This window comes from Dorea sp. AM13-35 (genome assembly GCF_003473885.1).
Lineage (GTDB): Bacteria > Bacillota > Clostridia > Lachnospirales > Lachnospiraceae > Dorea_D > Dorea_D hominis.
Window position 1 is genome coordinate 115,265 of the sequence record NZ_QUCZ01000001.1, and the last position, 24,849, is coordinate 140,113.

Here is a 24,849-nt window from a genome sequence, read left to right on the forward strand (position 1 = left end):
ATGCAGCAGTTGCAGAAACAATTAAAATAAAGGGGCATAAAAAACGGTGGATAGAAAAGAGAACAATCGATATATAAGAATACGGGGAGCCAATGAGCATAATCTGAAGAATGTAGATTTGGATATTCCAAGAGATAAACTGGTTGTCCTTACAGGACTTAGTGGTTCGGGAAAGTCTTCTTTGGCGTTCGATACCATTTATGCGGAAGGACAGAGACGATACATGGAATCGCTGTCTTCTTATGCAAGACAGTTTTTGGGACAGATGGAAAAACCGGACGTAGAGAGCATTGAGGGACTTTCACCAGCAATTTCTATTGACCAGAAATCTACGAACCGGAATCCGAGATCTACGGTTGGAACGGTAACGGAGATTTATGATTATTTCCGATTATTATATGCAAGAATCGGAATCCCGCATTGTCCAAAGTGTGGAAGAGAGATCAGAAGACAGACGGTCGATCAAATGGTAGACCAGATTATGGCACTTCCGGAACGGACGAAGATCCAGCTTCTTGCGCCTGTAGTCCGTGGCAGAAAAGGACGCCATGAGAAACTTTTAGACCGTGCAAAGAAGAGTGGATATGTCCGTGTGCGGATTGACGGGAATCTGTATGAACTCTCGGAAGAGATCAAATTAGATAAGAATATCAAACATAACATTGAAATTGTCGTAGACCGTCTCGTTGTAAAACCTGGAATCGAAAAACGACTGACAGATTCGGTGGAGAATGTGTTACACCTGGCAGAGGGCCTGATGATGGTAGATATTATTGACGGAGAAACGATGAATTTCAGTCAGAGCTTTTCATGTCCGGATTGCGGAATCAGTATTGATGAGATCGAACCAAGAAGCTTTTCTTTCAATAATCCGTTTGGTGCGTGCCCGGAATGTTTCGGACTGGGTTATAAAATGGAATTTGATGAAGATCTGATGATTCCGGATAAGAAACTGAGCATCGCCGAAGGTGCGATTACGGTACTGGGATGGCAGTCGTGTACCGATAAGAAGAGTTTTACCTATGCGATTCTCGATGCTTTAAGCAAGGAGTACAAATTTTCACTGGATACACCTTTTGAGGAATATCCGAAAAAAATCCACGATATATTGATCCATGGAACGGATGGAAAAGAAGTGAAAGTCTATTACAAAGGTCAGCGTGGAGAAGGTGTGTATGATGTCGCTTTCGAAGGGCTGCTCCGCAACGTGGAACGCAGATACCGAGAGACGGGTTCCCAGACAATGAAAGCAGAATATGAAGAATTCATGAGGATTACGCCGTGCAGTGCCTGCAAAGGGCAGAGGCTAAAACCGGAAGCGCTGGCAGTAACTGTCGGAGGATGCAATATTGCCGAACTGACAGACCTCTCTATTGAAAAACTGCATCAGTTCCTGGAAACATTGGAATTAGACAAACAGCAGATGTTGATCGGGGGACAGATTTTAAAGGAAATCCGTGCAAGAATCCGGTTTCTTCTGGATGTTGGGCTGGATTATCTGACACTTGGAAGAGCAACCGGTTCGTTATCCGGAGGGGAAGCGCAGAGAATCCGGCTTGCAACACAGATCGGTTCCGGCCTGGTAGGTGTGGCATATATTCTGGATGAGCCGAGCATCGGACTTCATCAGAGAGATAATGATAAATTATTAAATACGCTGAAACATCTGCGTGATCTGGGCAATTCAGTTCTTGTAGTAGAGCATGATGAAGATACAATGCGGGAAGCAGATTATATTGTTGATATTGGACCGGGAGCGGGAGAACATGGTGGAAAAGTTGTAGCAGAGGGAACTGCTGAAGAAATCATGGCGAATCCGGATTCGATAACAGGAGCATATTTAAGTGGCAAGAAGAAGATACCGGTGCCGGAAGTGCGGGAGAAGCCATCAGGCTGGCTGAAAATTACCGATGCAGAAGAGAACAATTTAAAAGGGATCGATGTGGAGATTCCGCTTGGCATTATGACTTGTGTAACCGGTGTCTCAGGTTCGGGGAAAAGTTCTCTTGTAAATGAAATTTTATATAAAAGACTTGCCAGGGATTTGAACCGTGCCAGAACAATTCCGGGAAAGCACAAGAATATTGAAGGACTGGAACAGCTTGACAAAGTAATTGCCATTGACCAGTCTCCAATTGGGCGTACACCGAGGTCAAATCCTGCCACGTATACCGGCGTCTTTGATCTGATCCGTGATCTTTTTGCGTCAACAGCGGATGCCAAAGCAAGAGGCTATAAAAAAGGAAGATTCAGTTTCAATGTGAAGGGCGGACGATGTGAAGCCTGCAGTGGAGACGGTATTTTAAAAATAGAGATGCATTTCCTGCCAGACGTATATGTGCCTTGTGAAGTTTGTCACGGAAAGAGGTATAACAGAGAAACTCTGGAGGTAAAATACAAGGGTAAGAGTATTTATGATGTGCTGAATATGACGGTGGAAGAAGCATTGCATTTTTTTGAAAATGTACCAAGTATCCGCAGAAAAATGGAAACTCTGTACGATGTAGGACTTTCTTATATCCGCTTGGGACAGCCTTCGACACAGCTCTCGGGAGGAGAAGCGCAGAGAATCAAACTTGCAACAGAACTGAGTAAGAGAAGTACAGGAAAGACCATCTATATTCTGGATGAACCGACAACCGGACTGCATTTTGCAGATGTGCACAAACTTACGGAAATTTTGCGCAGACTTTCCGCAGATGGAAATACCGTTCTTGTGATCGAACATAATCTGGATGTTATTAAGACTGCGGATTATATCATTGATATGGGCCCGGAAGGCGGAGATAAGGGCGGAACTGTTATTGCGCAGGGAACACCGGAACAGGTGGCTGACAATCCGGTTTCCTACACAGGCAGATATATCCGACAGGTGTTAGATAAATAATAGTTCCATTCGACAGGATACACGTTTGCTTCACAAATAATTAAGGAAAAAGGGCTTTCTATTTTAGAGGAATTTGATTATAATGATACATGCATGAAAACCAGATGCAGAAATGAAAGGGGATTGAACATGTCGGTCGATATTGGGATTGATTTAGGCACTGCCAGTGTTCTGGTATATGTAAAAGGAAAGGGAGTTATCTTAAAAGAGCCATCTGTTGTGGCTTTTGACAGAGATTCAAATATAATAAGAGCGATCGGAGAAGAAGCAAGACTGATGCTCGGGAGAACACCGGGAAACGTTGTAGCGATCCGTCCGCTGCGCCATGGTGTGATTTCAGATTATACTGTGACGGAAAAGATGATCAAATATTTTGTACAGAAAGCAATGGGAAAGCGTTCATTTAAAAAGCCACGTATCAGTATCTGTGTACCAAGCGGTGTGACAGAAGTGGAGCGTAAAGCGGTAGAAGAAGCTACTTATGCGGCAGGTGCGAGAGATGTGAAACTGATCGAGGAACCGGTTGCGGCAGCGATTGGTGCCGGAATTGACATTTCCAAGCCATGTGGCACATTACTCGTAGATATCGGTGGAGGAACAACAGATGTAGCTGTGATCTCTCTGGGGGGAACAGTTGTGAGTGCCTCACTGAAACTTGCAGGAGATGATTTTGATGAAGCCATTGTCCGTTACATGAAGAAAAAACACAATCTTCTGATTGGTGAACGAACAGCAGAAGATATTAAGATTAAGATCGGAACGACCTATCAGATGATGGAAGACGAAGTGATGGAAGTGAAAGGCCGTAATCTTGTAACCGGATTACCAAAAGTCGTAACAATTTCTTCGTCGGAGACGGAGCAGGCATTAAGGGAGACAACGGGACAGATCGTAGAATCAATTATGAACGTATTGGAGAGAACTCCGCCGGAGCTGTCAGCAGATATTTTGGAGCGTGGCATTGTTCTGACCGGTGGAGGAGCAATGCTCCGCGGGCTGGAAGAGCTGATTGAAGAGCGTACCGGTATTAATACAATGACTGCTGATGAACCGATGCAGGTAGTTGCTATTGGAACCGGACAGTATGTTGAATTTATGAGTGGACAGAAAGAATATTAAAATACAAATACGAAGAAGCACATATGGAAGAGATAAAAGGTTATGTAGAACACATTGTATACCGGAATGAAGAAAATGGTTATACAGTTTTTAATTTAAATAATGAAGATGGTGAACTGACCTGTGTAGGAAAGTTTCATTATATAGAAGAAGGCGAACTTCTGGAGCTTGAAGGCGAATATACGGTACATAAGCTGTATGGAACACAGCTTCAGGTATCGGCTTCACGAGTATGTGCGCCGGAAGATCTGATTTCCATTGAGAGATATCTTGGCTCAGGCGCAATTAAAGGCGTGGGAGCGGCACTTGCGGGACGTATTGTCAAGAAGTTTAAGGAAGAGACATTCCGGATCATTGAAGAAGAGCCGGAACGTCTGGCAGAAGTCAAGGGAATCAGCGAGCGGAAGGCAAGAGAGATTGCTGTTCAGGTAGAAGAGAAAAAAGAAATGCGGGAGGCAATGATCTACCTGCAGAATTATGGAATATCTACGACTCTTGCAGCAAAGATTTATCAGCATTACGGGCAGAATGTTTACCGTGTGATAGAAAATAATCCATATCAGATTGCAGATCATGTGCCGGGTGTTGGCTTTAAAACTGCTGATGAGATCGCATCAAAAGTTGGAATCCATACAGATTCCGATTTCCGGATCCGCAGCGGTATTTTTTATACTTTGCAGGAAAGTGTCATGGAAGGACATATTTACCTGCATAAGAAGGAACTGCTGTATCGCGCGGGCGAACTGCTTGGCGTACGAATTACAGATCTGGAGCCATATCTGATGGATCTTTCTATGGAAAAGAAAATCGTTGTAAAAGAAGACAGAATCTATGCTTCGCATTATTATTATATGGAACTGAATACAGCAAAGATGCTGCATGATCTGAATACAAGGGATGAAATTGCAGATGTAGTCCTTCTCCACCGCATTCATGAAATTGAAAAAAATACAGGGATGCAGTTGGATGAAATGCAGCAAAAAGCGGTCATGGAGGCGGCGAGAAACGGGATTATGGTGCTGACCGGAGGCCCGGGTACAGGAAAGACAACAACCATCAATGCAATGATTCATTTTTTTGAAAGCGAAGGAATGGAGATTGCGCTGGCTGCGCCTACCGGACGTGCTGCAAAAAGAATGACAGAGACAACCGGATATGAGGCACAGACGATTCATCGTTTGCTGGAAGTGAATGGAAATCCGGAGGAGGAAGACACCCCATCCGGATTTGGAAGAAATGCGGAGAATCCGCTGGAAACAGATGCAATTATCATAGATGAGATGTCGATGGTGGATCTGCCACTGATGTATGCACTGCTTGGTGCGATTGTTCCGGGAACCCGTCTGATCCTTGTGGGTGACCGGAATCAGCTTCCAAGTGTAGGTCCGGGAAGTGTCTTAAAAGACATTATAGCTTCGAAATGTTTTCCGGTCGTTATGCTGACAAAGATTTTCAGACAGGCGGGAGAAAGCGATATTGTAGTGAATGCGCATAAGATCAATCAGGGAGAACCGATTGTACTGGATAATAAGAGTATGGATTTTTTCTTCCTGAAAAGACAGGATCCGAATGTGATCATTAGTATTGCAATTACACTTGTCCAACAGAAGATGCCCAAATATGTACACGCAAAACCATATGATATCCAGGTCCTGACACCGATGCGCAAAGGTCTTCTTGGAGTGGAACGGCTGAATCGGATTTTACAGGAATATCTGAATCCGTCACAGAAGAATAAAAAGGAAAAAGAATATGGAGAACGGCTTTTCCGTGAAGGTGATAAAGTTATGCAGATTAAAAATAATTATCAACTGGAATGGGAAGTATCTACAAAATATGGAATGACCATAGACAAAGGGCAGGGCGTTTTTAATGGAGATACCGGAATTATCCGTGAGATTAATACATACGAAGAAACTGTGACGGTAGAGTTTGATGAACAGCGGAAAGTCAAATATCCGTATCAGCTGTTAGATGAACTGGAACTTGCATATGCAATCACGATTCATAAAGCGCAGGGAAGTGAATATCCGGCGGTTGTCATTCCGCTTTTGCAGGGACCAAGACAACTTTATACGAGAAATCTTTTGTATACAGCAGTGACACGGGCAAAACAATGTGTGACACTTGTGGGGAGTGAAACCGTATTTCAGGAAATGATTCGTAATACACACGAACAGAACAGGAATACGAGCCTGGCAGAACGAATCCAGGAGTTTATTGATTAAGAATAAAGACAGCAATAGTAAAGCAGATAATAAAGAAAAAATATGGAAGTGGCTGTTAAAACTTTTATGGCCGGAGAGGTGTCCATTCTGCATGAGGGCATACAGAACGGGGATCTGCCCTGAATGCCAGAAGAAGCTTAAGCCACTTTTTGTGACTGAACCAAGATGTGTACAGTGCGGAAAGAAACTGCATGTATCTGAAAAAGAATACTGCTATGACTGTGCAGAGGGACAGCACTATTTTGATGCCGGAAGTGCAGTGTGGGTGCATAAAGAACCGGTGAGCAATTCTATATATCAATTTAAATATCATAATCAAAGAGCATTCGCTAAAGAATACGCAAAAGTACTGGTCGGACAATTTGAAAAAGAGATCCGAAGATGGAATCCGGATGTACTCATACCGGTTCCGTTACATAAAAAGAGAAAAAAGAAGAGAGGCTATAATCAGGCAGAACTTCTTGCTGCAGAGATCGGCAGACTTATGAACCTGCCTGTGGAAACAGATCTTGTAGTCCGCACAAAGAATACAAAGCCACAAAAAAACCAGGGACACAGAGGAAGAAAGCAGAACCTGAAACAGGCATTTGGACTAAAATACCGCTTCCGGAAAGGCTGTACGATTGTTGTTGTAGATGATATTTATACAACCGGAAATACGATCGATGCAGTATCATTTCTGCTGAAAAAAGCAGGCGCTGAAAAAGTCTATTTTTTAACTATAAGTATTGGACAAGGATACTGATATTTGTTATACTTAAAATGATGTTTAAAAGTAGAAAATAGAAGTTTGAGGTGGATTATGTTAGATAGAAGCAAAGTGAAGTTGATGACAAAACTTGCTTTATATGAACAGACACAGGGAAAAGAAGATTTTAAGATCAGTGAATACTATAGAAAAGATTATGTCGGCTTACATTCAATCTGCTCATTTTTGTGGGTTACGGTTGGATATATCTGTGTGTGGATGCTGATACTGTTGGCGGGATTTGACCTGATCGTAGGTCATATGTCATTGCTGTTAATGCTCATTATGATGCTTGTTGCAGTAGTAGGATATGTTGTGATACTGGCGATATATGCCGGTGTGACAAGCCATGTGTATAATCAGAAACATAAGGATGCAAGACAGAGAGTGAAGATGTATAATCATGATCTGATAAAACTGCTTAAACTGTATGAAAAGGAGAAACAATAATATGGATAATCTGTTTGTAATACGAGAAAAAATGCGGGAACTGTATGCAGCACATTCCAGAGTATTCGATAAGGGAATACAATTTGTGCTCGCACTGGTGACGTTTTATCTGATCAATGGTAATGTCGGCTTTATGAAAGCGGCGGCATCACCGGTAGCAACGCTGGCTCTTGCTGTGATCTGTACATTCTTCCCGATGATCATCACGGTACTTCTTGCTACAGCGCTGATTCTGGTACATATGTTTGCAGCATCCGTTTCGGCACTGGCAGTTACAGCGTTGATTTTTCTTGTTATGTATATTTTTTATTTACGCCTGACACCGAAAATGGCAATTGTAGTATTGCTGACACCAATCGCATTTGCGTTCAATATTCCATACATTATTCCAATCGCATTAGGTCTGGTTGCAACACCGATCAGTCTGGTAGCTGTAATTTGTGGAACGATTGTATATTATATGATGGCATATGTGAAGAAAGCAGCTCCGGGAATGGAAAGTTCCGGGAAAGCAAAAATGATGACAGAGATTACTGCTTATGTAAAGCAGGTGTTTCAGAATAAGGAAATGTGGATTGCAATTGCAGCATTTATCATCTGTTTGTTCCTTGTATATACGATTCACCGTCAGGCGGCAGATCATGCATGGAAGATTGCAATTGCTGCCGGAGCAGTAGCGAATATTATCGTGATTGCAATCGGAGATGTGGCACTGGGAGTTCATACTTCTTATGTAGGTTTGATCTTTGGCAATATATTTGCGGTGATCATTGGACTGATTCTTGAATTGTTTTTCTTCTCTGTGGATTATGCAAAAAGTGAGAATTTGCAATATGAAGATGACGAATACTATTATTATGTAAAAGCAGTTCCGAAGCTTTCAGTGGCAACACCGGAGAAGACCGTAAAACGGATCAATGAAAGACATGGAACGGAGATCATGGATACAAATAAGATCCGCAAGAACAGACAGCCTAAGAATGACAGAGCTGAAAAAGTACATCCGAATCAGAGGCAGAGCAATCAGGGACGGAAGAGACCGACAGCTAAAAAAGGTCCTTCTGCAAAGAAACATGATATTGATGAAGTAAATAAACTGCTTTTGACACAGAGTTTGAAAAAAGATCTTAATATGAAATAAAGAATGCGATAAAAAAAGAAGGAGGTGACAGAATGGAACAGCGTATTTCTCATTTTTTGCAGAAATATGTAACAGAGGTGTATTTTCCTAATATAAGGATTACAGATATTGTAGAAGTATTGATTCTTACATTTCTGATCTATCAGTTGATGATCTGGGTAAAGAATACAAAGGCATGGATGCTGATGAAAGGAATCCTTGTGCTGGCTGTGTTTATTCTTGTTGCCGCAATTTTCCAGATGCATACGATTTTGTTCCTTGCCAAGAACGCAGTTACGGTTATGGCGACGGCAGCAGTTGTCGTTTTCCAGCCGGAACTTCGTAGAGCTTTGGAAAAGCTGGGAGAAAAAAGTGTACTTTCTTCTATGGTTCCGTTTGATACGACAAGAGACAGAGTGCGGTTCAGCGAGGATACGATCACAAGTATTGTAGAAGCTTCTTATAGTATGGGAAGTGTGAAGACAGGTGCGCTGATCGTAGTAGAGCAGGCAATCCGTCTGACAGAGTACGAGAGTACAGGAATTCATTTGGACTGCCTGATTTCCAAACAGGTTCTGGAACAGATTTTTGAACATAATACACCACTTCATGACGGTGCGATTATTGTGCGTGGAGACAGAATTGTGTCGGCAACCTGTTATCTGCCGTTGTCGGACAACATGGAACTTAGCAAAGATCTGGGAACAAGACATCGTGCAGCTGTGGGGATGAGCGAAGTCAGTGATGCAGTGATCATTGTTGTTTCTGAGGAAACAGGTGCTGTTTCAGTTGCGCACAGTGGAAAACTTCTTCGTGATATTACACGAGAGGAATTAAGAGCGAGTCTGGAACAGATCCAGAACCGCAAGGTGGAGTCCGGTAAATGGTATTCTTTGCGGAAAGGAAGGCGTAAGAATGAGAACAAGACTGTCGAATAATTTTAGTCTTAAGATATTAGCCTTTCTGGCTGCAGGTTTGTTGTGGCTTATAGTGGTTAATATTGATGATCCGATCATGGATCAGAATTTCAGTAACATTCCTGTAACAGTGATCAATACAGAAGTGCTTGCTTCAGAGGATTCTCCAAAGACGTATCAGATTCTGGATGATACACAGAATGTTACAGTTACGGTAAAGGCAAAACGTTCTGTTTTGAGTAAATTAAGTGCAAATGATATCACTGCTGTTGCTGATATGAAGGAACTTACATTGGAGACACAGATACCGATTGAAGTTACGGTGAAAAATTATAAAGTAGCGGATGCATATGCGACACCACGCAATATGCAGGTGAAACTGGAAGATGAGGAGACAAAGAAATTCCCAATCGTTCCAAAGACAACAGGTACGGTACGTGATGGATATGTTTTAGGACAGATTGAGGCTATGCCGGAGAAAGTATCGATCCGTGGACCGAAATCCGTAATTGATAAGATCAGTAAAGTAGAAGCTACAGTCAGTGTGTCTGGTTTATCCAAGACATCAACGCTGGAATCTGAGCTGAAACTATATGATGAAGATAACAATGAGATTGACCAGAATCTCTTGAGCAATAATCTTGGTACAGAAGGTGTAGACATTCACGTTGAACTGCTTCGTACAAAAAACGTACCGTTGAATTTTGACACTTCAGCGATCCAGGCAGCAAATGGTTATGAATTTTCAAATATTAAATACGAACCGAAAGAGATCAGTGTGTCAGGAGATGTTGATAAGCTTCAGCAGCTATCAGAGATTCAGATTCCGGCGTCAGCGCTGGCAATGGAAAATCTGAAAGAAAAGACAGAAAAGGTTATAGATGTTTCGGAGTATCTTCCGGATGGAATCGTACTGGCTGATGAGAATGCAAATTCTGTGGCAGTAACGATCCTGATAGAAAAGGACGGAACAAAATCTTTCGAAATATCAGTAGGTTCTGTATCGGTTCTGAATCTTGACAGTGATTTGTCTATCAATTATGAATCCGCAGATGCACTGGATATTCAGATTCGTGGACCGGAAGATGCGCTCAATAAGATAGATATCGATGAAAGTGTAAGTATTGATCTGGCAAAATATACGGAACCCGGAACTTATAATGTTCCAATTCAGGTATCACTTCCGGAACATTGTACGTTGGAGAAGAGTATGAGCATTAAAGTAGTGCTTGAAAATAAAGCGAAGGCGAATGTCAAGGACGAAGAAAAAACGAAAGAAAACAATTAAGAGAAAGGCAACAATATGTTAAAGCAGGAAGTAACGATCAGTAATCCGACGGGGCTTCATCTGAGACCTGCGGGGGTATTCTGTAATACGGCGAGCTATTATAACTGCAAAGTGCTGTTTCAACATGAAGAGACAGTAGCAAATGCAAAAAGTGTGCTGAGTGTGCTTGGAGCATGTATAAAAAAAGGGGATAAGATTGTCTTAATCTGCGACGGCGAAGACGAAGCTGATGCAATGAAAGCGATGGTCAGCGCTGTAGAAGACGGATTGGGAGAGTAAAAGTAAAAACAGTTTTTCCAACAGGAAAAACTGTTTTTTGTTAAGGAACTCGGATATACAGAAGGGAGATAAATAATGGCTAAGGATATAGATGAATTGTATAATGAATTAGATCATTTGCCAAATCAGGAACGAAAATACAAGAGAAGCAGGAAAGGATACAGTGAAGATCTGTATGATGATTTCTACAGTCAGGATCTGTATGATGAATATAGCAGACGGTCTGGAAAACAGAGATATTGCGATACGGATCCGTATACAACAGGACGGAGATACCGTGATGCAGATCCGTATACAGCAAGATCCGGTAATCAGAAGAGAAGAAAACGTAAAAAACGCCGGGATGACTGGAGACCGGTAAAGATTGGTGCAGTTTCTCATTTGTTGTGGATTCTGCAGGTTCTTGCTTCCATTGCAGCTTTTGGTTCCATGATTATTCTTGGAATTTTACCGGTGCCATATATGGTGGGATTTGCAGCGATATTGCTGATATTTGCATGTATCGTTAAGATTATGCAGATGCGGGCTGTGCGTTACGGGAAACGCAGAGTGAATGGCAGATGGAAAAAGAAATCAACCGGAAAATGGATTTCTCTTGTGACGGCGGCGTTGATGTGTATTCTCTGCTTTTATGGATTAAAAGTTAATTCGGCGCTGGATACGATCGCAATTGGTGAAGAAAGCGGTAAATACACGGAAGAAAAATCAATTGATGTAATACAAAAGCCGTTCAACGTTTATATCAGCGGTATTGATGTTTATGGTAATATTAATAAAAAGAGCCGTAGTGATGTGAATCTGATTGCAACTGTGAATCCACAGACACATAAGATTCTTCTTACGACAACACCGAGGGATTATTATGTGACGATTCCGGGGGTGTCCGGAACACAAAAGGACAAGCTTACGCATGCAGGAGTATATGGAATCGACACATCGATTGCAACTTTGGAAAATCTATATGATATAGAGATTCCGTTTTTTGTACGTGTAAACTTTTCTTCGGTAGAAAATATCGTGGATATTATGGGAGGAGTAGATGTAGAATCCAAACTGGCATTTACAACAGGAAAAGAATCCGGAACAGTAGTGGATGTAAAAAAAGGAACGAATCATTTTAATGGAAAGCAGGCGCTGGCGTTTGTAAGAGAACGACATGCCCTGGCAGCGGGAGATAATCAGAGGGGGAAAAACCAGCAGGCGCTTCTGACTGCACTGATTCATGAAGCGATGTCTCCGGAAATCATCTTACATGCAAACAGTATAATCAACAGCGTGGCAGGAAGCGCAGATACGAATATGTCTGAGAATCAGATCAAGTCGCTGATCCGCATGCAGCTTGGCACAATGAAAGGCTGGGATGTTCAGTCTGTGGCGGCGGAAGGAGATTCCAGCGGAAAACAGTATTGCTATTCTTATAAAGGAAAAGCGTTATATGTAACTGTTCCATATGAAAGTTCTGTGTCAAAAATTAAAAAGAAAATGAGGAGGGCTTTGCAATGAAAAATAAGAAAATAAGACAGATGTTTGCAATGACATTAACAGGTGTGATGCTGTGTACTTTGCCGGTCTGTGCGGCAGAGCCCGCAGAAAATACAGAAACGGCGGAAACTGCGGAAATGCAGAGCCCGGATTCGGCAAAGACGGAAACATCAGAAAAAACGGAAGAGCCTGCGAAGCAGGATGAGGAGACAAAAGAGCTGGTACAGGAGTATACAGGCTGGCTCAAGGAGAACAAAGCAAGAGCGGTGACAGGAACTTACAGCAGTGAACTGAAGAAATTTCCGGCTGATTATCAGGAGCTGCTTGCCACACTTCATAAAGCACATCCAAAGTGGGTGTTTATTGCGAAAAATACAGGGCAGGACTGGAATGAAGTCGTGGCTAAGGAAAGTATTTCCGGTGGAAAGAGCAGCACGAATAACAGCCTTCTGCCGAAGACAGCAGGAAGCCTTCTGCTCAGTAAAAAGAGTACAGATTATAATGCTTCTACAGGAGTCTACATAGGAAAGGATGGACCAAACTGGGTATCGGCAAGCAGACCGGCAGTTGCTTATTATGCAGATCCAAGGAATTTTCTGACGGATCGATATATTTTCATGTTTGAAGCGTTGAATTATAATTCCAAATATCATACATTGACTGGTGTGGAAAATATTTTAAAAGGGACAGATCTTTATAAAAAGAAGATCAGTTATCTGGACAAAAAAGGAAAAACATTTAATTTGAAACGGACGTATGGCGAGACGATTCTTGCTGCCGGTGCAAATGCGGGCGTCAGTCCACTGTTCCTGACATCCAAGATCCGGCAGGAGACAGGAGCTAAGCTGACAAATGGGAGTATTTCCGGAAAATATTTCTATGGCGGGAAATCTTACCGGGGATATTATAATTACTATAATATAGGTGCAGTGCCGGGAGGAGCTACCGGTTCAGCGGTTGCCAATGGTCTTATTTTTGCAAAGGGCGGATCGAGCGGGAAGAACACTTCCTATACAAGACCGTGGATGTCTCCGGTCAGTTCCATTACCGGAGGGGCGCAATGGATCGCAGAAAAATTCATCAAGCGCGGACAGAATACGATTTATTATGAACGCTTTAATACAATTGTAAAACCATATTACAGCCATCAGTATATGCAGAATCTGACGGGAGCGGCAGCGGAAGCAAATTCTACTTATAATACATATAACAATATGAATATTGTCAATGATGCTTATGTATTTTACATTCCGGTTTATAAAAATATGCCGTCACAGGGAGCGACCGTGACGATTTCCAAATCTGTGAAGAGTGGAATTGTTACAACGAATGTCACGCTACGCAAAGGCGTTTCGTCCAGTACGTCTTCACTTGGCACGATACCGAAAGGAAAGAAAGTGACAGTCAGTGGCGGAAAATATACGGACAAGAGTCTGGCGGTTTCCACGCAGGAGGCAAATCCGTACTGGATGAAAGTAACGTATGCCGGAAAGACAGGTTATGTATCCAGCCGTTATCTGCAGATGAATACGAACACGAAGATTGTGGCAGGTAATACAAAACAGCTTAGCGCAAAATCTTCAAAAGCAGGAAAGATTTATTATGAGACAAGCAATCCGGCAGTGGCAACTGTGAATGACAGTGGTAAAGTCACAGGAAAAAAAGCAGGAAAATGTATGATTTATGCAGTGACAAGTTCCGGAAAAGCAGTTGATGTTATTGGAATTGAAGTGACGAAAAAGAGCAGTTCTTCGAATGACAAACCAGCGCCAAAACCAGATCCAAAGCCGGCACAGACGAAAACATATACAACATATCAGACGACAACAAACGTTAACTACCGGACAGGAGCCGGAACAAAGTATGCGACGAAAGGAACACTGAAAAAAGGACAAAAGATCAGTATAGAAAACGGCTATTCCAAAAAGGTGAACGGTTATACATGGTATCGCTTTAAGATGAACGGTAAAAAATATTATGCTGCTTCAAAATACCTGAAAAAGGTAACAGTGGCAAAGAAAACATATACAAAATATGTGACAACAACAAGTGTCAATTACCGGACAGGAGCCGGAACGAAGTATGCGACGAAAGGAACTTTGAAAAAAGGACAGAAGATTAACGTAAAAAACGGCTATTCCAAAAAGGCAGATGGATATACGTGGTATCGCTTTAAAATGAATAGCAAAAACTATTACATTGCGTCAAAGTATTTGAAAAAAGCATAAAAATATTTACATAAAATAAGGAATGAAACGGCATCGTGTAATCCCATGGGAGAGCGCGGTGCCGTTTGTCGTGCCGATAAACCTTGAAATATCGTACATATTCGTATATAATGTTACAGGTATATTAAATATATGCGTATTTTGAGGTGGCTGAATGAAAAAGCATTTGCATAAATTTGAGACAACATTGTGGTTATTTATAAAATTTATTTTCTATATATCTTTAATGATGGCGTTTGTCCGTATCATGGGAAGAGAGAGTATCGGACTGACCAGATTGTCCCGTACACTTGGAATTACCGTATCAACATTCGCGATTGTTGGATTGCTGTTCCTGTCTGTATACGGGAAATATGATGTGGGGCGCAGAAAGAGTAAGCCGATCATCTATTCACTGACACTTGCCGTAATCTGTACAGATATTGTTACTTATCTGCAGTTAATGATCATGAGAACCAATGTACCGAGCGTATGGCAATTCCGCCTGAACAGTCTGGGACTTTTAGGACTCGCTCTTTGTGTACAGCTTGTTCTCATTATCTTTTTTTCATATGCGGGAAACTGGTTGTTTTTCCTGATCCACAAGCCGGAACAGTGTTGCGTGATCACATCTTCACAGCGCAGGCTGGACGAGCTTGTATTTTCTATGCAGAAATTTAAAAAGCAATATCAGATTGCGTCTGTTGTGGACTATCGCAATCCGGATAAGCGAAAATATATCAAAGAAGCACAGACTGTATTCGTATATGATGTGCCGGTAGAAGCACGTACAGATATTATGCGCTGGTGCTATCAGTACAATGTGAATCTTTATTTCAATCCGGAGATCGAAGATATTATGGAACTGAATGCGGAACAATATGTGTTGAATGATGTATATCTGCTGAACAAGAATGTAAAAGCACTTACTATGGAGCAGAGAATTGTAAAACGGAGCATGGATATTGTTCTGTCGCTTGTGCTGGGAATTTTATCTTCCCCGTTCTGGATCCTTGGAAGTCTTGCAGTGAAACTTAATGATGGAGGGCCGGTTCTTTTTAAACAGGAGAGAGCGACCATTCACGGCAAGCGTTTTGAAGTGTATAAGCTTCGCACCATGAAGCCGAATAATGATAACCATTCCGTTACAAAGGATGATGACCGTATCACGAAGCCGGGCAAGTTTCTTCGCAGAACAAGAATTGATGAACTTCCACAGCTTTTAAATGTATTAAAAGGTGATATGACATTTGTTGGTCCGAGACCAGAGATGATCAAAAATGTAAAGGAATATACCGAAGAACTTCCGGAATTTGAGTACCGTCTCCGCATGAAGGCCGGTTTGACCGGGTATGCGCAGATCCGAGGCAAGTATAATACGACACCGAAAGATAAGCTGATCATGGATATGATGTATATTGAACAGTTCAGTATACTGAAAGATATCCAACTTATTTTCCAGACGGCAATTGTATTACTGAAATCAGACAGTACAGAGGCGTTTGATAAGAACAACAAACACTGTCCGTATAAATTTGAAAAATGGAAAGAAAAAAAACATGGTAAAAATAATTAAAATAGGTACGGCAGGGCTGCAGCTTTTATATAATGGTATGAAATTATTGCCGACACAGAAAAAAATTGTCATGCTCAGCCGGCAGAGTAATGAGCCGTCGGACGAATTCCGTATGGTGGAACATGAACTCTTAAAACAAAACAAAGGTGTTAAGGTTGTGTTGCTGTGTAAAACACTGGATGGGGGCGTGGATTCCAGCCTTGTCGGAAAGATTCGTTATGGTTTCCATATGCTGACGCAGATGTACCATCTTGCAACCGCACAGGTAGCGGTGCTGGATACTTACTGTATTCCGGTCAGCCTGCTAAAACATAAAAATTCGCTGACGGTTATCCAGATGTGGCATTCCATGGGAACAATGAAAAAATTCGGCTATACAGCACTGGATACAGCAGAAGGCAGCAGACGGGAGATTGCCGAAGCGATGAAGATGCATCAGAATTATGATTATGTATTTGCGAGTGCAGATGCGTACAAGGATCATCTGGCAAAAGGATTCCGCTGTGAGATTGAAAAAATCGTCACTATGCCGCTTCCAAGACTGGATCTGCTAAACAGCAGGTCTTATCAGGAAAAGACAAAAGAGAAGATACATGCAAAATATCCGAAACTGAAAGAGAAGCCGGTGATTTTATACATTCCGACATTTCGGAAAGATGAGACAGCATTTGGTCCGGCACTTGAAAAATTGATTCATGCAGTCGATACAGACAGATATAATCTGGTTGTGAAATTACATCCGCTGTCGAAGATGAAGCTTCAGGATGAGACCATGAGCGCTGACGGATTTTCAAGTTTTGAGATGCTGTCTGTAGCAGATTATGTAGTCAGTGATTATTCCTGTATTATATACGAAGCAGCAGTACTCGGCATTCCGCTGTATTTCTATGATTTCGACATGGATTTTTATAAAAATGGCAGAGGACTTGCGATTGACTATGAAAACGAACTGCCGGGTGTGATATCCGAAGATGCAGCTGAGATCGTGCGTGCGATCGAAGAAGACTCTTATGATAAGAAAGCCTTAAAGCAGTTTGCAGATAAATATGTAACACCAACAGAACATGCAACAAAAGACATTGCAGATTTTATATTTCGATTTATTAAATAAACGGAGGAACGAAGATGAACAGAGTTTTAGAAGACGATTTAAAGACAATTATTGCAGAAGATCTTTCATGGGAGAAACTGAAAAATAAAACCGTAATGATTACCGGTGCAAGCGGTATGGTAGGTTCTTATATGTTATATGTACTCCTGATGCTCAACGATGAGAAGCATTATGGCATTAAAGTAGATGCTGTTATGAGAAATGTAAATAAACTTCCGGAAGAGATCAGAAACCGTGAAGATGTGAATGTTGTAGTAGCTGATGTAACAAAAGATATCCCGGATGTCGGAGATATTGATTATATTATCCATGCAGCAAGTCCGGCAAGTCCGCTCATTATGCAGAACCAGCCGGTAGAGACAATTGCTGCAAACACAATTGGAACATTTAAAACACTGGAGCTTGCAAAAGAGAAAAATGCAGAAGGATATCTCTTTATTTCCTCCAGAGAGATCTACGGACAGCCGGATGAAGGACAGGAATTCTTCTATGAGAATACTTACGGATTTGTAGACCAGTTGAATCCAAGATCCTGCTATTCCGAAGGAAAGAAAGCAGCAGAGACGATGTGCGTATGCTTCCATGAAGAGTATGGACTGAATACAAAGATTGCCAGACTGGCACACACATACGGACCGGGAATGTCTATTTACGATGGACGTGTACAGGCAGATTTCCTGAAAAATGTATATCATAATGAAGACATTGTATTGAAGAGTGAAGGAACAGCAGTCAGAACTTATACTTATATTGCGGATGCTATCGCAGGTATGTACCGGATTCTGTTAGATTCGGAAGATATTGTTTATAATATTGGTAATGAAGCAGGAAAAGTTTCCATCCGTGATCTGGCAGAGATTCTTGTAAGCATTTATCCGGAGAGAGGACTGAAACTTGTATTTGATATTCCGGAGGGCGGAACAAAGGGAACTGCGCCATATACACTGGGAATCTTAAGCAGTGAGAAGCTCAGAAAACTTGGATGGAATCCGAAGTATTCTGTAAAAGATGGATTCAAGAGAACTCTGGAATATCTGGAACTGGAAAACGTTGAATAGTTAATATAGAACAAAAAGAAAAACAACAGGTAAAATAAGGAGAAAAGACATGAGTAAAAATATTGCAATTGTATTCGCAGGTGGAGTGGGAGCCAGAATGGGTTCCGGACTTCCGAAACAGTTTATCGAAGTAAACGGAAAACCAATCATTATCCATACACTGGATATTTTTGAAGAGCATCCGGACATTGACGAGATTTATGTGGCATGTAAAGAAGAGTATATTCGCAAATTACAGAAGATGGTACAGCGCCATATGATCGACAAAGTGAAAAAAATCGTTCCGGGCGGCGCAACCGGACAGGATTCCATCTACAATGCATTACAGGCAGCAAGAGAGAACAATACACCGGATTCAATTGTACTCATCCATGATGGTGTACGTCCATGTATTTCAAAGGAAGTCATTGATGATGACCTGGCATGCGTAAAAGAACACGGAAATGCGATTACATGTACACCGTTATTTGAGACACCGGTCATCAGCGAGGATGGAAAAACAGTAGATGAAGTTCCACCGCGTTCCAAATTCTATACAGCCCAGGCACCACAGTGCTTTTATCTGGGTGATGTGCTGGAAGCACATGCACAGATGCGTGTGAATAACCCGGGATATGAAGGCGTCGTAGATACATGCAGTATGATGAAGATGCTTGGAAAGAAGGTAGCACTTGTAGCCGGACCAAGAGGTAATATCAAAGTTACAACACCGGAAGATCTGTACACATTCCGCGCAATGATCCAGTACAGAGAGTCCGAACAGATTTTCGGATTTGCCAACAGAGAAGTTCCATCCGGATTAAAGAAATAAAGAAAGTTTTGACAAACGATACCTGTTTGATTATAATAGGTGAGGTGTGCGTAAAAAGCACAGTGACATGAAAACGAAAATAGGGTCTAAATATCTAGGAGGGAAAACGGTGTTTACAAGTGTTAGATACGTGATAAGAGAGAATACGCAGAATATGTATCGTATTTTTTCTATCGCAAAATATGAGCTGCTGGCAGATATGCGTGACAGTAAGCTTGGATGGTTCTGGAATTTTGCCAATCCGGCGATTCAGGTAATGACTTATTGGTTTGTGTTTGGTTATGTATTTAATAGAAAAAGTGTAGGACATATTCCATATCTGGTATGGATGCTTGGTGGAATGGTTGTATGGTTTTTCATCAGTCCGTGTATTACAGATGGATGTAATGCAGTCTTTAAAAAGATAGATGTAATTACGAAGATGAAGTTTCCGGTCAGTGTTCTGCCGATGACAGTTGTATTACAGAAATTGTTTGATCATTTTTGCCTGATGATTATACTGATTGTAGTATTTGTATTATATGGTTATTATCCAACCTGGCACTGGATCGGGCTGATTTATTATCTGCTGTGTGCGATTATATTTGCAGTATCGCTTTCATTGACGACATCTGTATTAAATATGCTTGCACGTGACACGAGAAAACTGATTCTTGCATGTATGCGTCTGCTCTTGTATTTAACCCCTATTTTATGGGATATTGACAAATTAGGACATGGACGTTTGATGAAACTGATGACGTGTAATCCAATTTATTATGTAGTACAAGGATTCAGAGACTGCTTTTTCTACCACAAAGGTATTATGGCATATAGTTGGTCTATGGGATGGTTCTGGGGAATTACTTTAGTGCTCTTCTTTTTTGGAAGCTATATGATGTATAAATTTAAAACACGTTTTATTGATCTGATCTAATTTACGAGGAGAATATAAGTGATGGGACAGCAGGATATTGCAATTGAATTTAAAAATGTATCAAAAATATATAAATTAAAACGAAAAGATAAAGAAGTAAAAAAGAATGAAAAGACACAGTTCTTCTATGCATTGAAGGACTTGTCTTTTCAGGTAAAAAAAGGACAGGTTCTCGGTATACTGGGAACGAACGGTTCCGGAAAATCTACAATGGCACTTGTTTTATCCGGAATTGCATCTCCGGATGAAGGAGAGATCATTGTCAATGGTGAACAGGCACTGGTCGCCATTAATACAGGACTTAATAAGCAGCTTACAGGTCTGGAAAATATAGAACTGAAAGGTGCTTTGCTTGGTTTATCAAAAAAAAGAGTGCAGGAAATTGTAGATGGAGTAATTGAATTCGCGGAGATTGGAGATTTCTTATACCAGCCTGTCAAGAAATATTCCAGTGGTATGAAATCCAGACTTGGATTTTCAATTAACCTTTGTCTGAATCCAGAGATTATGATTATAGACGAAGCATTGTCTGTTGGTGATAAATCTTTTGCTAAAAAATGTCTGGATCGTATGCAGGAATTAAAAGAAGATGGAAAGACAATTGTATTTATTTCACATTCACTTCCACAAGTGCAGGAATTTTGTGATTCAGCAATGTGGTTGGAAGGTGGAAAAATGAGAGAATATGGTGACATTGACACAGTGTGTGAACATTATGCTGAATACATTGAAACTTATAATACACTTACAAAGGCACAAAAAAAAGCAGAGCGAGATGAAAAGTTTAAGGAACGTATTATAAAAGACAGAAAGCCAGGATTATTTGACAGACTTTTTGGGTAATTTTATCTGTGTTATTTACATGGAAAATGGAGTGTAGGAGTAGGAAGAAATGAAGATAGGTATTATTTCGATTAATATGTTCTCGAAGGGATTAAATTTTGCTTGCCCTTTGCATAATTTTGCTTTTCAGCAGTTTTTGTTAAAAAATAAAATTGATAATACAATTATCAGTTATACACCTGTATATTTTAATGATTTTAATCTCAGACATCCATATGAGTATTATAAAAAAATATGCGATAATATGGAAAAAAACGGAAAAAAAGAATTGGATCCGGATAATTGGCAGCGTTTTACTGAATTAAGGGACGAATATCAGGCGCTATATAATGAACGTGAAAGAAGATATGATAAATTTCAGAATTTTATTGATACCAATTATATTAAAACAGATAAAATTTATGATGCAGATTTGTTAGAAGTGGAAGATCCGGGATTTGATTGTTATATCTGCTGTACAGATGTTATCTGGAAGAAAGAGCCGGGTTTTGGTTTTGATCGCGGTTTCTTTTTGGCGTGTTCTTCTTTGGAAAATAAATGGAAAATCTCCTATGCGGCGAGCAGAGGTGTATATCATAGTGAAAATGAAGAGGATGAAAAGACATTTCTTCATTATATTGACGACATTGATGCTGTTTCCGTCCGTGAAAAATTTCTGGCAGAATATTTAAGAAAGAATATAAGCCAGGATGTTACGGAAGTGCTGGATCCAGTACTATTACATGAAAAAGAATTTTATTATGATTTTATGAAAAAACCGGAAGAAGAACATTATTTGTTCTTATATTATGTACAGGAAAAAGCAGAGGCTACGATTGAACAGGCTGTAAAATATGCCAGAGCACATAATTTAAAGATTGTCGAAATTACAGATCGTCCAATTAAAGGTGGACGTCTTCAGCAGTATACTGATGTAGAAGTTATTTATAATTATGACATGGGAATTGAAGAATGGCTGGGGTACATCCGCTATGCAGATGCCGTGTTTACAAATTCATTCCATTGCTGTTGTTTTAGTATTTTGTTTGAGAAAGAACTTTTCGTTGGCTTTCGTATGGGAGATAAAGTTACGCATGTATTAGAAATGTTTGACATGTTAGAACGTAAATTTGAAAGGGAAAGTGATTTGATTAATAATCCACTGCCTAAGACAGATTACGAAAAAGTAAAAAAAATCATGGCTGAAAAGAGAAAAGAATCATCTGAATTTATTTTAAATGCAATTCATGCGATGGAGAATAAAGAAAAGCAAAAAAAAGATTATGGATGGTGGAAGCGCAGACAAACATATCCAATTCATTATAACAGCGGCGTAAAAGATGAAGTAAAAGTTGGTACATTTGCTTCGGTACCGGGAAAAACCAGGAGATTTTCGTCGGGAAGTACAGAATTTACTCCTGAAAGATATGCAGAGAATGATGGAATGTTTAAATTACTTTTCAATGGATTCGGATATCATAATCACATTCCGGCAGGATGGAGGATTCGTTTCCGAATAGGAAAACGCTGGTATTGGTACTTAGAAGATCATACGTATGTTGAAAGAACGGAATATAGTGAAAATAATGAAAAATATAGTCCATTAAAAATTTTCAGAGAAGGTGAACGGATTCCGTTTATCCCACTTAATGGAATAAAGGGAATTGTAGCAGAGGCAATCTGGGATGAAGGAATGAATTCTTTTGATGTTGTTTATAACGGAGGCAGGAAATCTCGAAAATTACAATATCAGTTCGATGAGTCAAAAGGAACAGTATTTGCCAGAAATGATCTTTCTGTTGAATATCGAATGTCAGAAGCAGGCATTAATGATGGTACATCAGAACTCCTTAATGAACATTATTCTATCCCACATTATAAATGTTTAGGCAGAAAGATGCGAATAAAGGATAATGATAAATGGTATTGGTACATGGCAGATGGTTCTTTAAAATTAATTGAGCCAGGAACGCCGGAAACAGGTGAACGTTATATATTTAAAGAAGAGTCAAAGATTCCATACATTCCGGCAGGAAATGTAAGTGTTGTTGTATTTGAATCTATCTGGCAACCGTCTGTTTCAGCAAAATGCTGGCATAAAGTTAAGAAGCTGGTTCGTCCTGCGAAAGGAAAAGAAAATGAATAAGCCAGATGTATTTTTTGAAATTTGTAATTTAAAATGGGAAAGAATTTTCCTGTCACTTGAAGTGCAGACAAATTGTAAGGATAATGCTACATTCAGTCTGGAAAGAATTGGAAAAATTATACATGAAGAACAGGAAGGCACAGAGAGTGTCCGTGCGGAGGTTCTGGAAAAAATCCCGGTTTCCTATGAAAAGAAAGAGAATGGACGTTATTATTTTTTCTTGAATATTTCCGCGATGAATGACAATGCATTTCTCAATAATGGAAAATGGAGAATCGTGGCGCATACAGCAGATAGTGATTATGTATGTGTTACGTCTCATAAAACGGGGTATCTTTTAGACGATTATTCGAGAATATTCCGTTATGGAAAAGGAAAGTATGCATATAATATTTCGTTCAGCTCTTTGGAGGACGAAAAGAATTTCTGGTTTTTGATGAATTCTTATTTTATGATACAGAATAAGCATTGGAAAACCCGCCGTTATGTGCAGGAAGCGATGACTTTAAAGGGAAAATTCAAGCGTTTGAATATGTATACTGCGATTGTTCTGATGCGGGCTTTTTACGTTGTATGGTCGCATATCTTTCCAAAACGTGGAAAAAATATTCTGTTGATGAGTGAAACGAAAGATTATTTGTGGGGCAACCTGAAGTCAATAGATGAAAGGCTGCATGCAAGAGGACTGGATAAGCAATTTCATATTTCGTATTCATTCAGAAGAGCTGTTGGATCCCATATGAGCATACTTAGCTGGGCAGGGCTGATATTCAAGATCGCAAAACAGGATTATATTTTTGTTGATGATTATGTACCGGTATTCGGTTTCTTGAAATTATGTAAGAAAACGAAGTTGATTCAGGTGTGGCATGCAGGTGTAGGTTTCAAATCAGTTGGGTACAGCCGCTTTGGTAAAAGTGGCACACCGTTTCCGGCAGGTTCCTGCCATAAGCAATATGATTATGTACTGGTAGGTGCTCCAAAACTGGTTGAGGTATATGCGGAGGTATTTGGACTTCCGGAAAATCGTTTTCTCCCGGTTGGAATGCCGAGGCTGGACGGATTTTTAGATGAAAATAAAATCCAGAATTTCAAAAATGAATTTTATAAAGAATATCCAAATCTGCAGAGTAAGAAAATTATTCTGTTTGCACCGACATATCGTGGCGACGGACAGAAAACAGCAAATTATAATTATGACTGGCTGGATTTGAAAGAGATTTATGATTTTTGTGGAGAAGAATATGTATTTTTAGTAAAGATGCACCCGTTTGTAGACGATCCGATTCAGATTCCGCAGGAATATCAGAAACGAATCATGGATTTTGCATCTTATCCGAATATTAACGATCTGTATTATGTGACGGAGATTCTGATCACAGATTATTCTTCGAACTATTTTGAATATTCTTTAATGGAGCGCCCGATTTTGTTTTACACACCGGACAGAGAAGTTTATGAATTGTCACGCGGTGTGCACAGAAGTGTAAAGGAATGCGCACCTGGAAAAGTGTGTGATACATTTGAAGAAATGATGCGCGCACTTCGAAATAAGGATTATGAGATTGAAAAGGTACATCAGTTTGTAAAAGATAACTATGATGAATATGACGGTCATGCGGCAGATAAGGCAATTGATGCTATCTTATTAAAAAAGTAGAAAAAGAAATGACAGAGGACTGAA

At 40.4% G+C, this 24,849-nt stretch carries 19 protein-coding genes; all 19 read left to right on the plus strand.

Annotated features, from left to right (window positions below; translation table 11 throughout):
* The first annotated feature begins 46 nt into the window (after positions 1-46).
* The 19 genes from uvrA to DW152_RS00595 all read left to right on the plus strand — a co-directional run bounded on the left by uvrA (position 47) and on the right by DW152_RS00595 (position 24,825).
* Positions 47-2,887, plus strand: coding sequence for an excinuclease ABC subunit UvrA (gene uvrA, locus DW152_RS00505; protein ID WP_117538125.1), 2,841 nt, complete (start codon positions 47-49; stop codon positions 2,885-2,887).
* Between the two features lie 129 nt (positions 2,888-3,016).
* A complete protein-coding gene (locus DW152_RS00510) occupies positions 3,017-4,006 on the plus strand; it encodes a rod shape-determining protein (protein WP_021861648.1) in 990 nt (329 codons plus the stop codon).
* 23 nt (positions 4,007-4,029) lie between these two features.
* On the plus strand, positions 4,030-6,234 hold the full coding sequence (gene recD2 / locus DW152_RS00515; protein WP_117538126.1) for an SF1B family DNA helicase RecD2: 2,205 nt from the start codon (positions 4,030-4,032) through the stop codon (positions 6,232-6,234).
* Positions 6,227-6,979 (plus strand): ComF family protein, encoded by a 753-nt coding sequence (locus DW152_RS00520; RefSeq protein ID WP_279209049.1) that lies wholly within the window; start codon positions 6,227-6,229, stop codon positions 6,977-6,979. Before recD2 ends, DW152_RS00520 begins: the two co-directional genes overlap by 8 nt.
* 57 nt (positions 6,980-7,036) lie before the next feature.
* Positions 7,037-7,432, plus strand: coding sequence for a hypothetical protein (locus tag DW152_RS00525; protein ID WP_021861645.1), 396 nt, complete (start codon positions 7,037-7,039; stop codon positions 7,430-7,432).
* Between the two features lies 1 nt (position 7,433).
* Positions 7,434-8,573 carry a hypothetical protein gene (locus DW152_RS00530; protein ID WP_021861644.1) on the plus strand — a complete coding sequence of 380 codons (1,140 nt, stop codon included), beginning with the start codon at positions 7,434-7,436 and terminating at the stop codon, positions 8,571-8,573.
* Positions 8,574-8,605: 32 nt separating this feature from the next.
* Positions 8,606-9,490, plus strand: coding sequence for a diadenylate cyclase CdaA (cdaA, locus tag DW152_RS00535; RefSeq protein WP_021861643.1), 885 nt, complete (start codon positions 8,606-8,608; stop codon positions 9,488-9,490).
* A complete protein-coding gene (locus tag DW152_RS00540; RefSeq protein ID WP_117538127.1) occupies positions 9,468-10,757 on the plus strand; it encodes a CdaR family protein in 1,290 nt (429 codons plus the stop codon). The genes cdaA and DW152_RS00540 overlap by 23 nt, the downstream gene beginning before the upstream one ends.
* A gap of 15 nt (positions 10,758-10,772) precedes the next feature.
* Entirely contained in the window at positions 10,773-11,036 is a 264-nt protein-coding gene (locus DW152_RS00545; protein WP_021861641.1) for an HPr family phosphocarrier protein, read from the plus strand.
* Between the two features lie 75 nt (positions 11,037-11,111).
* Positions 11,112-12,539 (plus strand): LCP family protein, encoded by a 1,428-nt coding sequence (locus tag DW152_RS00550; protein ID WP_021861640.1) that lies wholly within the window; start codon positions 11,112-11,114, stop codon positions 12,537-12,539.
* Entirely contained in the window at positions 12,536-14,746 is a 2,211-nt protein-coding gene (locus DW152_RS00555) for an SH3 domain-containing protein (protein WP_118287738.1), read from the plus strand. Before DW152_RS00550 ends, DW152_RS00555 begins: the two co-directional genes overlap by 4 nt.
* 154 nt (positions 14,747-14,900) lie before the next feature.
* Positions 14,901-16,301 carry a sugar transferase gene (locus tag DW152_RS00560; protein WP_118287739.1) on the plus strand — a complete coding sequence of 467 codons (1,401 nt, stop codon included), beginning with the start codon at positions 14,901-14,903 and terminating at the stop codon, positions 16,299-16,301.
* Positions 16,285-17,412 carry a CDP-glycerol glycerophosphotransferase family protein gene (locus DW152_RS00565; protein WP_118287740.1) on the plus strand — a complete coding sequence of 376 codons (1,128 nt, stop codon included), beginning with the start codon at positions 16,285-16,287 and terminating at the stop codon, positions 17,410-17,412. Before DW152_RS00560 ends, DW152_RS00565 begins: the two co-directional genes overlap by 17 nt.
* A gap of 14 nt (positions 17,413-17,426) precedes the next feature.
* Positions 17,427-18,470, plus strand: coding sequence for an NAD-dependent epimerase/dehydratase family protein (locus DW152_RS00570; protein ID WP_021861636.1), 1,044 nt, complete (start codon positions 17,427-17,429; stop codon positions 18,468-18,470).
* Positions 18,471-18,519: 49 nt separating this feature from the next.
* A complete protein-coding gene (gene ispD, locus DW152_RS00575; protein WP_118287741.1) occupies positions 18,520-19,281 on the plus strand; it encodes a 2-C-methyl-D-erythritol 4-phosphate cytidylyltransferase in 762 nt (253 codons plus the stop codon).
* A 109-nt stretch (positions 19,282-19,390) separates the two neighbouring features.
* Positions 19,391-20,197: an ABC transporter permease gene (locus tag DW152_RS00580; RefSeq protein WP_118287742.1), complete on the plus strand. Its 807-nt coding sequence runs from the start codon at positions 19,391-19,393 to the stop codon at positions 20,195-20,197.
* 21 nt (positions 20,198-20,218) lie between these two features.
* Positions 20,219-21,040, plus strand: coding sequence for an ABC transporter ATP-binding protein (locus DW152_RS00585; protein WP_118287743.1), 822 nt, complete (start codon positions 20,219-20,221; stop codon positions 21,038-21,040).
* A 76-nt stretch (positions 21,041-21,116) separates the two neighbouring features.
* Entirely contained in the window at positions 21,117-23,165 is a 2,049-nt protein-coding gene (locus DW152_RS00590; RefSeq protein WP_279209056.1) for a polysaccharide pyruvyl transferase family protein, read from the plus strand.
* A complete protein-coding gene (locus tag DW152_RS00595) occupies positions 23,158-24,825 on the plus strand; it encodes a CDP-glycerol glycerophosphotransferase family protein (RefSeq protein WP_118287745.1) in 1,668 nt (555 codons plus the stop codon). The genes DW152_RS00590 and DW152_RS00595 overlap by 8 nt, the downstream gene beginning before the upstream one ends.
* The last annotated feature ends 24 nt before the right edge of the window (positions 24,826-24,849 follow it).